The sequence below is a fragment of the Virgibacillus byunsanensis genome (assembly GCF_042675965.1).
Lineage (GTDB): Bacteria > Bacillota > Bacilli > Bacillales > Amphibacillaceae > Virgibacillus_R > Virgibacillus_R byunsanensis.
On the sequence record NZ_JBHTKJ010000019.1, the window covers coordinates 1 to 12,623 of the forward strand.

General features: G+C 37.5%; 12 protein-coding genes and 1 pseudogene. All 13 read right to left on the minus strand.

All coding sequences use genetic code 11. The features are described from left to right. A pseudogene (locus ACFQ3N_RS08425) lies at window positions 1-478 on the minus strand (dipeptidase); the annotation flags it as partial. Next, on the minus strand, window positions 468-1,061 hold the full coding sequence (locus ACFQ3N_RS08430; protein ID WP_390361388.1) for a nitroreductase family protein: 594 nt from the start codon (window positions 1,059-1,061) through the stop codon (window positions 468-470). The gene ACFQ3N_RS08430 and the pseudogene ACFQ3N_RS08425, both read right to left, overlap by 11 nt. Continuing rightward, window positions 1,061-1,645: a nitroreductase family protein gene (locus tag ACFQ3N_RS08435; protein ID WP_390361390.1), complete on the minus strand. Its 585-nt coding sequence runs from the start codon at window positions 1,643-1,645 to the stop codon at window positions 1,061-1,063. Before ACFQ3N_RS08435 ends, ACFQ3N_RS08430 begins: the two co-directional genes overlap by 1 nt. A 77-nt stretch (window positions 1,646-1,722) precedes the next feature. Continuing rightward, on the minus strand, window positions 1,723-2,181 hold the full coding sequence (locus ACFQ3N_RS08440; protein ID WP_390361392.1) for an Lrp/AsnC family transcriptional regulator: 459 nt from the start codon (window positions 2,179-2,181) through the stop codon (window positions 1,723-1,725). A 579-nt stretch (window positions 2,182-2,760) separates the two neighbouring features. Beyond that, the gene (locus tag ACFQ3N_RS08445; RefSeq protein ID WP_390361394.1) at window positions 2,761-3,930 is read right to left on the minus strand and encodes a metal-dependent hydrolase family protein; all 1,170 of its coding nucleotides are present in this window, start codon (window positions 3,928-3,930) and stop codon (window positions 2,761-2,763) included. Between the two features lie 106 nt (window positions 3,931-4,036). Further along, window positions 4,037-5,803 carry a M28 family peptidase gene (locus ACFQ3N_RS08450; protein WP_390361395.1) on the minus strand — a complete coding sequence of 589 codons (1,767 nt, stop codon included), beginning with the start codon at window positions 5,801-5,803 and terminating at the stop codon, window positions 4,037-4,039. Between the two features lie 18 nt (window positions 5,804-5,821). Then, a complete protein-coding gene (locus ACFQ3N_RS08455; protein ID WP_390361397.1) occupies window positions 5,822-6,571 on the minus strand; it encodes an aspartate/glutamate racemase family protein in 750 nt (249 codons plus the stop codon). Continuing rightward, window positions 6,568-7,575: an ABC transporter ATP-binding protein gene (locus ACFQ3N_RS08460; RefSeq protein WP_390361398.1), complete on the minus strand. Its 1,008-nt coding sequence runs from the start codon at window positions 7,573-7,575 to the stop codon at window positions 6,568-6,570. Before ACFQ3N_RS08460 ends, ACFQ3N_RS08455 begins: the two co-directional genes overlap by 4 nt. Then, window positions 7,551-8,564 (minus strand): ABC transporter ATP-binding protein, encoded by a 1,014-nt coding sequence (locus ACFQ3N_RS08465; protein WP_390361400.1) that lies wholly within the window; start codon window positions 8,562-8,564, stop codon window positions 7,551-7,553. Before ACFQ3N_RS08465 ends, ACFQ3N_RS08460 begins: the two co-directional genes overlap by 25 nt. 11 nt (window positions 8,565-8,575) lie before the next feature. After that, window positions 8,576-9,502, minus strand: coding sequence for an ABC transporter permease (locus ACFQ3N_RS08470; RefSeq protein ID WP_390361402.1), 927 nt, complete (start codon window positions 9,500-9,502; stop codon window positions 8,576-8,578). Next, window positions 9,502-10,485 carry an ABC transporter permease gene (locus tag ACFQ3N_RS08475; protein ID WP_390361404.1) on the minus strand — a complete coding sequence of 328 codons (984 nt, stop codon included), beginning with the start codon at window positions 10,483-10,485 and terminating at the stop codon, window positions 9,502-9,504. The genes ACFQ3N_RS08470 and ACFQ3N_RS08475 overlap by 1 nt, the downstream gene beginning before the upstream one ends. A gap of 61 nt (window positions 10,486-10,546) precedes the next feature. Next, the gene (locus ACFQ3N_RS08480; protein ID WP_390361406.1) at window positions 10,547-12,232 is read right to left on the minus strand and encodes an ABC transporter substrate-binding protein; all 1,686 of its coding nucleotides are present in this window, start codon (window positions 12,230-12,232) and stop codon (window positions 10,547-10,549) included. An 18-nt stretch (window positions 12,233-12,250) separates the two neighbouring features. Further along, on the minus strand, window positions 12,251-12,623 hold a 373-nt coding region (locus tag ACFQ3N_RS08485), incomplete at its 5' end, for a membrane dipeptidase (protein WP_390361408.1).

Sequence of the window (12,623 nt, forward strand, 5' to 3'; positions counted from 1 at the left end):
CAAAAGCAATTTTCCCTTCTTTTTTGGCTCGGTAAATATCTTCAGTTGTCTCAGCTCGAATTACTAAATCCTGATGAGCAAAATCACTGTAGCGGATTCCTAAATCATGGAGAACATCATTCCATTTCCAACCTGCATTAGAAGTAATGAAGGCTGTTCCATCCATAAAGTTCTCAAAAACAACATCTAAGCCTGATTTACTTAGACCCTCATACCCGGTCCAATCCCTTCCTTGCCTTCTGAACTCAAAAATCTGACTGAGATCATCAGGTGTAACAAAAGTATGTTCATGAAGAGAAATAACTAAATTTTCATCCATAAACTTTTCTACTTTTTCTTCCTCGTCTTTAGATACAGGATACATAAATGGCTCAACACGGTCATATTCCCTAGATAGTTTGTATGGCTTATAATCCTTACCCTCTTCTAAATAAGAAAAGGAACGATAGCCATCATATTTCTTCGGCTTAATTGGCATTTTCAATTCTCCCTTCATTATCTTCACTATGGTACGTTTCTAAATGCTTTACAACATCAACTGGCAAACGGTTTTTCCTCTCATCAGTATTTGCCGGATAACCTATTGGAATAACACCCACCGGTTTAACCCCAATTGGTATATTTAGATAATTCTTAAGTTTTTCTTCATCAAATCCTCCCACCCAACAACTAGCGAGTCCAATGTTTGATATGGCAAGTAGCAAATTTTGAGTAGCTGCTGCAACATCAATAATCGAACCTAAGTATCCCATTTCACCATACCTTGCTTTAGTACGCTTATGATTGGCACAACAAACAATGACTACCGAAGCATCCTTAATCCAATTCTGATGGTTCCCCCCTTTTGAGTGATAACCTAGAAATGTACAACGAACAAGCTTTTCTTTCATTTCCTCACTTCTCACAACAATGAATTCCCAAGGTTGCATATTCCCATTTGAAGGTGCTGTTGTTGCACATTTCAGTAACAAATCAACCGTCTCTTCATCAACAGGTCGATCTGAATATGATCGAACGCTGACACGACTATCAAAAATAGACCAAACTTTTTCTTTCGTCATCAATCATCAACACCCCCTTCATGAACAAAATCTGTATAAGTTAACCGAGGGGGAAGTTCCGGTCTATCGATCGGATAACCTATGGCCACGATAGCAACAGGTGAAAACGCTTTCGGTAATCGAAGTACCTTTTTCAGTCGCTTTGAATCAAATTCTCGAACAACCGAAGTACCAAGACCTTCTAATTGAGCAAAGACACGTAAATTTTGAAGGGCAGAAAATGAGTCCTGGGATGCAATCTTAGTACCTATCTCACCTAAGCGTGCTTCGGACCTTCTAATATCATTTAGAACAACACAGACATAGGGCGCATCCTTCAACCAAGCCTGTCCATTTTCAGTTCCATCAGTAAAGAATGGATCGACTGTTGCTTGCACCACTTTACTAATTTGCTCAGTCGATAATTCCAATACTTCCCAAGGTTGTTGATTTGCTAAAGATGGACCGTAACTAAATGCCTCAAACAGTATATTTAATTTATAGGTCTCTATTTTTTGATCAGAAAAGTTTCTTACATTTATAACTTGTTTCATCTCATTTAACAAATCAATGTATGTTTCACGCTTACTATCTAAACTACTCATACTCCACCTCCATAAACCAGATTATTATATTATTTATTCAGTCTTTACTAATATTCTGAATTTTTACGGTAAAAAAATTATGGCTTATTAGCCCCGAATTCATATGATTGCTTATGTACTTCTAGTAGGATAGATGATTCGTATTTTTCAATCCCTTCAATTTGGCTAAACTCTTCTCTCATAATCCGATACAATTCAATATTAGAAGAAGTAACCACTTCAACAAATATGTCGAATGTTCCCACTGCAGAAGAAATATAACGAACATCCTTTATTTTATGGAGTTCATCTATAACCGATTGTTGTTTATTCATAGGTACTTTCATACCAAAGATACATACAAAGGGATTACCTGTTTTAATCGGGTTAACAACACCTACAATTTTCAGGACATCTTGATCCATTAACCGTTGAACACGATTACTAACTGTTGCTACAGTAGTATCAAATTGCTCAGCTAAATGTGTGTACGATTTTTTTCCATCTTTTTGTAACTCTTTTAATAGTTTGATGTCTAGATCAGATAAATCAATCATTTTCCTTCCCCCAATTCTGTATTGTTTTTAATTATATACGTTTTTTATAATAAATCAATGAAATTTTTAAAATAAATTATAAAATATCTTTAATTTTTAAAATTCATTGATGATTTGTGTGAAAATATAAAATGATAACGTAAAGTATAGCGATCAACCGAAATTTATTCAAGAAATCTTCCTTATAATAGTTCCTTTTATATGGAACCATTATCATTTAGCTTTTATTCAAAGAGAAATAAACAAGATTTTAGATGGTGAAAGCCCAGAACAGTATTATAAACGTTGCTGTTTTAGAGTAACGCAAAAAAGGCATTGGTATGTATTTTCCTAATGAACGGTTGATTATTCCAAGTGTTGACGAGTTACCTGGCATTTCGCTCCTGAAAAAGTTATTGTACGGGTAGTTTAAGCGTGGAATGAAAATGAAGATGTGAATCTAACTCCCAAGATAAATTTAACACATTTATTTTGGGAGCTAGAATAGCACCGTTATAATGAAAAAACAATCCAGCATAAGTTCAGAAAAAAAGCACGATTATAGTTACTAAAAGGCAACGTATTCCCTACTATAAGTACCTACTTCAATATCCTCCGACCTTCCTTATAAACTTCCTTTACTTTCTCGAGCGCCTCTATATTTTCCAGAGGATTCTCCTCTAAAGCAATAAAGTCACCGAGTTTACCTACTTCAAGTGTTCCTACTAGGTCCTCAACCTGACACGCTTCAGCTGCGTGTTTTGTTATAGCTTGTATCGTTTTCCAATTATTAGCACCAAAGCGAGTTAAACATTTTGCTTCATAACTCATTTGCCCGTGCATACTATCTGTTCCTAGTGCTAAATTCACCCCTGATTTCAAAACCATATCAAAAACTTCGGCTTCTGTTTCTCGGGCACGTAAAACTTTCTCCTTAATACTCGGATCGCTAAAATCAGACTTCTCAATTCCCTCTGGGTGAAACAATATGGAAAATGTTCCGATAATCCACATATTCCTTCTGATCATCTTTTCCACTTGCTTCTCCGTCACAAGTGCACCATGCTCAATGGTTCTAACACCTTCCTGAATACATAAATCTACTCCTTTACCACCGTGGGCGTGCGCAGCACAATAGGTTCCCATTCGATCAGCTTCTTCCACTGCAGCAGCGACTTCTTTTGCTGTATATCCACAAAAATCAAGTCCTTTACCAGAACTACTGACGCCACCTGTTACAAACAATTTAATTTGATCGGCACCTTTTGCCAAATTCTCTCTTACGTGCTTACGAACCTCTTCCTCACCATCAGATAAAGTTAGAGCCGCACCATGGCCGTTCGATGCAACAATTCCACGTCCGCTTACAAGTAATCGAGGACCTTCAATAAGTCCTTCTTGAATTGCTTTCTTTATTTCCACATCAATGAAGTGTTCTTCTCCCATGATACGCATGGTAGTTACACCAGAGGCCAGATCTTTCTTTATATTTGGCATACTTCTTAAGATGTTCCTCTCCCCTGGTAATCTCAATTGCCCAAGTTGATCACCTAGACCTGGAACAACTGATAGATGCGTATGACTATTAATTAGACCTGGCATTAGATAGTAATCTGTTAAATCTTCTACCTTCACTTCATCCAGTGAGCCAAAATCTTCTTCCTTTCCTACTGCTTTAATCACACCATCTTCAATAAGCATACATCCATTCACTATTGGTTCTCGATTCGCTCCATCAATTAAAGCATTTGACTTGATTAATGTTTTCAAACTGATCACCTCATTTATTAATTTGTTTAAAAAATGACCGAATTACTGAATTTTTATGGTCTATAATTCGGTCATTTTTAATTATTATTTATTTGAATCTAATAGATTATTGAAAGTTTGCTAAGCTTTTAGACAGTTTTCTATAGGTTGAAGAAACTCTATTACTACCTCTTAACAAGTGATTTAAGGTAACTTTAAACAAATGGCTATCCGGATCATGATCGTGAAGTTCTAATGCAGGTGCGATATCTGGTAGCTCAGGTACATTTAATGCTGGATCATGTTTAAATTTACCATTTTTCGCAAAGTTAATACGAACCAATTCCCGACCCAATTCAAGCAATAATTCGTTAGCTTCTTTTATTATTGGATCATTAAGGTTACCTTGACTACCTATATTTTCAACAAATGCATTAAATTTAACAAGTTGTTCTTTTAATAGATTTGCATCCTTTCTAACACTTTCAAATGAAAAGGAACCTTTCACTGCTTCCTGATAACTTTGAATTGTTTCAAGCTGACTTTCTACCGTCTTTGTAAAATTGTAAGGCAGGACAGTAGCATTCACATTTCGAATAACACTTAGTAAATACATGTGTAGATCATTTAATAGAATATCTTCATCTACAATGTGAATTAAGTCATCTTCTGTATGCCATTCAATATTACCACCACATCCACCTACAGGATAATAACCTTTTTCTTCTGCTACTTCAGGCGGAATTGTCGATGAAAGCATATAATAGGAAGTTATTCCAATATTATTGAACGAATAATCTCCTGCACGATTTGGCCTCACTCCCCTTGATGGTTTATCAAGAGCATCTTTAATCGCTGTTTGACAATGATCCAGAACCTCATCCATCATGTCCAAATATTCATAGGAAGTAGCCCAGCGACAACCAGGTGAGTCACAGTTAACTTGTGCCACACAATTTTCATCTAGGTCTAATCCAAAATAATCCGCAAACCACGTTGAACCAGCATAACGGCCTGTCGAGTGACCCGGCCATATGGCAATACGAACGGAACGTTTTAATTTGTGGCGGTTATGATATAACACACGTGCCATTTCTACTAGAGACGCATCACCTGTAGCATTATCACCTAATCCATAGCCCCAGGAGTCCAAATGTCCATGAAGTAATAAAAACTTTTCGGGTTCTTCTGTACCTTCGATATGAATATCTAGTAATGGACAATCAAACCACCCTTGCTTCAACTCGGTTTTAACTGTGACTTCAACTTTTCCTTCCTTACACAATTCTATAAGCTTTTGGCCATCTTCATAATTAATTGCTGTTGCCACCGAATCAGGTTCTGTCTGGTAATTATCAAGATCTGGACTCCCCCAAATTGGCGTACAAATTCCGTCATGAATATTGTGACCGGGGTTAATAAATACGGATGCCACTGCCCCCCGTTCTTCAAAATATTTAATACGTGCTGGCATAGCAAACCCTTCAGAAAGTACAATTTTTCCTTCAAAGGATTCTTGGCTATCCAATACATCCAGACTAAATATATCCATTTCATTTGATTCAGAACCTGCAGCAATATAAACAAGTTCACCTTTTAATCCTTCTGTTGCATTTGAAAAGGCTGGTGTTTTAGCACGAATGCTAAGTGGCTCTCCACCATGAACTTCAACCTCTGCTGATACAGGAACACTAAGGTAAAGGTTAGGGTTATGCATTTTATACGGTACTTTTACTTCCTCTAACAGTTCACCTAAATAATCAAAAGCTTCTTTTTCATCTTCACTACTTGATTCGCGTACTAGAGTTTGAAATTTACTTAATACCTTCCGTGGCAAATCCAAATTAACTTGTTTAAGTAATTCTTGTTCAAAAGTAGTTGTTGATTGAGTCATTTAATCATCCCTTTCTAATTATTTTACAAATAATAATTCATCTAAAGAGTTAACTTTTCCACTTTCTAATTTAGGAGGTGTATGAAAAGCCTTTTTAGAATGGGCATAGCCAATGTGTGCAAACGATTCCGTTAATTTAAGAGCTGCTTTTGCAGGGTTAATGACAGGTACTCCTAATTCTTTTTCCATATCTTCTGCAACTTCAAGAAAGCCCATTGACATACAACCTAACACGATGGAATCAGCACCATCTTTTAGGACTTCTCTTCCATGTTCCAGTAGTTTTTCAAGTGTACCTTTTCGATCTTTTGCAAGATCCAATACAGGAATATTTACTGCTCTAACTGATACAAATTTACTCTGTAATCCTGCTTTATCAACTAGGTCATAAACACCTGGCACAGTACTATCCGTAACAGTTAGTACCGAAAATCGATGTCCTCTTAATGCAGCAGCATGAAGACTAGAAACTCCAGGGCCCATAACAACCATTTCCTTTGTTAATTCTCTATAGGCATCAAGCCCTGGATCACCTGCACAACCCAAAACCGCTCCATTAAATCCTTCTTTTTCTGCTTCTACCATCAATTTTGCCGTTTCAGGTATACTCAAATATTCTTCATATGCAGACTCAATAGAAGCAGGCCCTTGATTTACTGTCCTCACTTCAACATGGGTTGATGGAAAAGCCCACTCTTTAAGCAATCCTTCTCTTCTCTTTGCCTCCTGATCATCCATAGGTCCCGGTACAACATAAACAATTTTCATTCCTTCATTCCTCCAATTTCTTCTGCAAAGTGACAGGCCACCGTGTGATTAGTACCTGCATACTCTAATTTTGGTTCTAAATTTAAGCATATTTCCTGTGCATAAGGACAACGATCCTGGAATTTACACCCTCTTGGAATGTTATCTGCTGAAGTAATTGAATCTTTAAGGTTTAATTCCTTTAATTCAATGGTTGGGTCTGTAGACGGAACAGCTGAGATCAGTGCCATCGTATATGGGTGTTTTGGTCTCATTAGAATTTCATCTGTTGGGCCTTTCTCAACTATAGAACCTAAGTACATAATGACTGTTTCATCACACAAATATTTAATTAACGACAAGTCATGAGAAATATAAATAGTTGTTAACTGCATTTTTTCTGTGATTTCCCGCATAAGGTTTAAAACCCCGGCACGTACAGAGACATCCAACATGGAAACAGGCTCATCAGCAACTAAGAAAAGCGGGTTTACAATTAATGAACGAGCTAACACTACTCTTTGGAGCTGCCCCCCACTTAATTGGTGGGGAAACTTATACAAATAACTATCAACTGGCTTAAGATGAACCTGTTCAAGCATTTCAATAATTCGTGATTTTCGATCTTCTTTAGTTCCAAGATCATGAATAATCAACGGTTCTTCTAAAGATTTATAGATAGTATACCTAGGATTTAAAGCTTCAAATGGGTTCTGAAACATCAGTTGAGCTTTCCTTCTGAAGTCACGCATTTGTTCACGAGTTAAATGCTCGTTAAGTTCAACCCCATTAAATTTAAAACTTCCATCTGTTGCTTCATGCAATTTTAATAGTAATTTCCCTGTTGTTGTTTTCCCACAACCGCTTTCGCCTGCAATCCCAATAGAGGACCCCTTTTTTATAGAAAAGGAAACGCCATCAACAGCACGAAGTGGATTCTTTTTTCTAGCAATTAGAGATTGCTTTGGATAAAACCACTTTTTCAAATCACTAACTTCAATTAAGTCGTTGTTACCTTGTTCCATACAGACGCCTCCTCTGCTAATTGTTGTAAATCTCTATATTCTGGAGCTCGATGGCATGCGGCACTACGGTTATTTTCATATTCTGTTACTACTGGTTCCAATGTGTGACATTGGTCAATTGCAAAAGGGCATCGTGATACAAATCGGCAACCTTCAATATTATGGGCTAAATCAGGTACGCTTCCTTCAATTGAAATCAGCTTTTCATTTTTCAACAAATCCGGAAAAGCGTTGCTTAACCCCATTGAATAAGGATGTTTAGGGTCTCTTAACACCTCTAGTACACTACCTTTTTCAGCAATTTTACCTGCATACATGACCGCCAAATCATCACACGTTTGGGCTACAACTGAAATATCATGCGTAATTAAAATGATGGTTAAATCTAACTCATTTTTTAAACGGTTTAACATCGTCAAAACCTGATGTTGAACAATGACATCCAGTGCAGTCACTGGTTCATCTGCAATGATTATTTTTGGGTCTAAACATAATGCTAAAGCAATCGCAACCCTTTGTTTCATCCCACCTGAAAATTGGTGAGGATAATCCTTAATTCTACTTTTATCAATGCCAACTAATTCAAAGAGCTCCTCTGCCCGAAGAATAGCTTCTTTTTTACTTTTCCCTCCTTTAAGTGTCATGATTTCAACGAAAGCATCAACAACAGGATATACGGGATTCATTGAATCCATTGATGCTTGAGGAATCATCGAAATTTCTTTCCATAGAATGCCCCTTCGTTTGGATTCAGACATGGCCAACATTGATTCACCATTATATTCAATGTCTCCATCTGCGAAAAATGCGTTTTTAGACATCACTTGCATGATACCTTTCACTAATGTGCTTTTTCCACATCCACTTTCCCCAACTAAACCAATGGTCTGACCCTTTTTAACTTCAAGATCGACACCATCTACAGCTTTAAACACACCATTTTTTAACTGGTAATGAATCTTTAAGTTTTTGATCGTTAACAAGTCCATGTCACCCCTCCTTAATATTGATTTAATCTTGGATAGAGAATTTTTTCTGAGCCTCTACCAATATAGAACCCTGCCATAACGACCAACATAATGCAGATTCCAGGAGGAACAAACCATGAATAGGACTCACGGGATAGAGCTTGTGAAACGAATGCATCGTGAAGCATATAACCCCAACTTACAACTGACGGATCTCCAAATCCTAAGAAGCTAATAGCAGCTTCCGTTAGGATCGCCCACCCCATTGCAAGCGACCCATATAATAGTGCAAGCGGAAGAATATTGGGAGCAATATGTTGAAACAAAATCCTAAAGTGCGAAGCCCCTGCAACCCTTGCAGATTCAACAAACCCCCTTTCTCTTACAACAAGTACTTGAGATCGAATAACGCGTGCTGTATCGCGCCATAGTAATAGACCCATTGCTAAAACTATATTCCAAATACTAGGCCCTAAAAAGGCTACTAAGACAATGACAAAAGGTTCAAAAGGAATACCAAACGCAACATCAGTTGTACGCATTAAAAATGTATCTATCTTACCTTTGAAATATCCAGAAATCAGACCAATAATAGTACCAATTGCAACAACCATAAATGCTGCGCTTACTCCCACTAGAACGGCTGGCCTAGCACCATATACTAACTGAGAAAATACATCACGCCCCATATTTGTAGTTCCTAAATAAGTATTACTGTTTGGCCCTACGTTAACTTGTAATTGCCCATTTATACGCACCATCTCATGTGGATCATATGGTGCAATTACAGGCGCAAGGATTGCAACAAGGATAAAGACGGAGTAAATAATCAATCCAGTCATAGCAAACCTATCTTCTCTAAAGAAATCCACAACTCCTCTGAGAGATCTCTTAAAAGTTACAGAGAAATTACTTTGTTCTTTAACAACATTTGGTTCATCCATCAATGAGCTTCCCATTATTTACCCCCTCCCACCGAGACTTTCGGATCAAGTAATCCATATAATAAATCGGCAATAAAATTCATAAATATCATGAACCCTGCAATAACCAAGAATGCACCTTGGGCTAATGGATAGTCACTTGCGGTAACCGCATTAACTAGCAATCTACCAATTCCTGGCCAAGAGAAGACCGATTCGATGATAACGTTACCTCCGATTGTATAACCAATTCCAACGGCCATCGCAGTCAATACAGGTAATGCTGCATTTCTAGCACCGTATTTAAACATAATGCGATATTTTCCAAGACCTCTCATCTTGGCCATTTCAACAAAGGTATCTCCTAATACATCAAGCATATTTGAACGCATAAGTAAAAGTGGAAGACCAAGTAAATAAATAATTAACGTAATGGAAGGAAGGGCCATGTGTTTATAAAAATCTAAAGAAGTTAGTTTTTCCCACTCAGTGGCAAACTCTGACCCTGCTCCTGAAACTCCACCAGAAGGAAACCAATTGAAGTTAAATGAAAAAATAGCAAGTAAAACCATCCCCACCCAAAATTGTGGAGCAGATCTAGTAATCAGGGTTGCTACTAGACCGATAGCTTCAAATTTAGTACCTCTATACCAAGCAAATAATACACCAAATAAAATACCCACTACATAAGCAATAACAAATGAAAACAACATGAGATAAATGGTATTTGGAAGTACATTCATCATGATGGAAGAAACGGAATCTTTATAAAAAAAGGACTGACCTAATTCTCCCTTAAATAGATTCCCGATGTAAATGAGATACTGCTCCATTAGTGATTTATCTAAACCAAATTGCCTCATCAGTTGTTCTTCTTGCTCTTTTGTAAAAGTAGGGTCTATATATGCAGCGAGTGGATTACCAGGCATTAAGCGAAAAATGAAAAAAAGGATCGTCGCTACCACCCATAGCGTCAGGAGCATCTGTCCAATTCTTTTTATTAAGTACATCCAATTCATAATCTCACCCTTTTTTTGAATAAACGAGTCCAGCTAAGGACCCGCTTATCCTAGTCTATATTTATTCTGGTTTCAGTAATGCACCCTCTTCATCCCACTGATATCCAGCTTCAGATAGGATTTCTATTGCTTGATCTATACCTCCACTTGGTATGCTGATTGAATCATTTTTCCAATATTCTAACGAAGGAGCTACAACACTATCAGCAGGTGTTGCATAACCTTTCCAAATGATTTCTGTGATAGCTTCCTTATCAACGATTGCCTGTAAAGCTTTTCTGAAAGATAAGTCATTGAACGGTTCTAAACGATGATTCACCGCAAAGAAATTAAAGCCAAGATCAATTGACGTGATCATTTCTAAATTATCATTTGCTTCAACTTCTTGACTTAGAAGATCAGCATCTCCCATATAAGTGGCAAGGAAGTTAATTTCACCATTTTGAATCATTCCTAATGCAGCTTCCATATTAGAAATGATACGAACAATCCAACGGTCCATTTTTGGTGCATTAAAATGATCTTTGTTAGCATCCAACACAACCTCTTCTTGGAATTTCCAAGAACCAAACTTGTATGGCCCTGAACCAACTGGAACTTCTTCCTGGTAACTCTCAGCATTTTCTGGTTTATCTGCTAGATCTTCCAAAATAGGTTCCCAAATATGTTTAGGTACGATGTTTAATTTCGCTAGACTTGAAGTTTCAAACGCTGCCCATGGTTCTTTTAAAGAGAATCTTAGCTCTAAATCATTTAAAACTTCGATGTTGTCAATATTTGCTACAAATGGTTCATACATTGGAACTTCTCCTGTTTTTGGTGCATCAAAGGAAAACTTAACATCCTCTGCTGTCACAGGGTTCCCATCATGCCATTCCATACCATCACGTAAAGTCACAAGCACTGTTGAATCATCTTCCCATTCAACTGATTCCGCAGCCCATGGTTCAGGAAGGCCGTCTTCATTCATGCGCATAACACGGTCCCAAACTAACTCCGTAACCCATGAGTCTGTTGAACCACTGATATAAAATGGATTAATCGCTTGAACGTTATCAGCACTGTTCAAGATGATATCCTTTTCTTCTCCAGCAGGTTCTGCACCAGTATACGTCCAAATATTATGTGCACCCATACCTGTCATATCTGTAATGGAATCCTTAACAAACACATCAGAGTTGTAAACAATATTAATATTTGGATGAACAGTGAAATGGTAGGTAGCATCATCTGCAATTATTTGTTGTGCTTCTTTAACAAGTTCAGCCCTTGCTTCTTTATCTACTTCTTTTCTTTGTGCCTCTGCAATTGCATCATATTCTGGATTGTTATACCCTAAGAAGTTATATCCATCTTCAATTCCACCTGAGTGAAATAAATTATACGTAAACTCATCGGGATCTAATCTTTCTGGACGTGCAGCCATTTGCCATCCAGTTATTTGCCATTCATCACGCTCATACCAGACTATATCCGATAACTGTTCCCAAGGCATGGCACTAACTTCAACGTCAAGTCCTAGTTCCAGCAGTCCATCATGAATCATCATAGCTGTTTCATATTCATCTGGTGCAGCTGCCTGTGGTCGTGTTAAAATAGTAATAGTGTCCAGATAACGATCAGGACTAGCGTCTGTCACAACGTCTTTTTCCTCCTGATCGTTATCTACACTTTCCTCTTTACAAGCCGTAAGCAGCAGTAATATCGCTACAAAAACCAATAAAAACTTCCATTTAAAATTCTTCATTTACCTTCCCCCTATAATTTATTTAACCCATGTATCTTTTAAGACACGCATGATGTTTTCTCCCATCACCTTTTTAATATCCCCATCAGAGTATCCATGTTTCACAAGCCATCTCACAACATTTTGATAAGCTTCTGTCGGGTTCTCAACACCTTTTACATAAGGTACTTCATCGAACTTCGGACCTGCATGTGAAGAACCTATAGATAGTGCTTCCGCGAAAGCATGGTGTAATCCAACATGGTCGCCATAAAGTGTATCTAAACCAAAAGCAACGTGGTCAATACCTACTAAATTCACCGTATATTCAAAGTGTTCCATGACTGATTCAATGGAATGATCCTGATGTTTCTCGGTAAGGGTTGTATGCGGTGCAGCCTCAATACCAATG

Coding starts and splice junctions, on each gene's coding strand:
- ACFQ3N_RS08480 (WP_390361406.1), bottom strand. CDS start 12,232: ATGAAGAATTTTAAATGGAAGTTTTTATTGGTTTTTGTAGCGATATTA.
- ACFQ3N_RS08470 (WP_390361402.1), bottom strand. CDS start 9,502: ATGGGAAGCTCATTGATGGATGAACCAAATGTTGTTAAAGAACAAAGT.
- ACFQ3N_RS08465 (WP_390361400.1), bottom strand. CDS start 8,564: ATGGACTTGTTAACGATCAAAAACTTAAAGATTCATTACCAGTTAAAA.
- ACFQ3N_RS08450 (WP_390361395.1), bottom strand. CDS start 5,803: ATGACTCAATCAACAACTACTTTTGAACAAGAATTACTTAAACAAGTT.
- ACFQ3N_RS08440 (WP_390361392.1), bottom strand. CDS start 2,181: ATGATTGATTTATCTGATCTAGACATCAAACTATTAAAAGAGTTACAA.
- ACFQ3N_RS08475 (WP_390361404.1), bottom strand. CDS start 10,485: ATGAATTGGATGTACTTAATAAAAAGAATTGGACAGATGCTCCTGACG.
- ACFQ3N_RS08435 (WP_390361390.1), bottom strand. CDS start 1,645: ATGAGTAGTTTAGATAGTAAGCGTGAAACATACATTGATTTGTTAAAT.
- ACFQ3N_RS08455 (WP_390361397.1), bottom strand. CDS start 6,571: ATGAAAATTGTTTATGTTGTACCGGGACCTATGGATGATCAGGAGGCA.
- ACFQ3N_RS08460 (WP_390361398.1), bottom strand. CDS start 7,575: ATGGAACAAGGTAACAACGACTTAATTGAAGTTAGTGATTTGAAAAAG.
- ACFQ3N_RS08430 (WP_390361388.1), bottom strand. CDS start 1,061: ATGACGAAAGAAAAAGTTTGGTCTATTTTTGATAGTCGTGTCAGCGTT.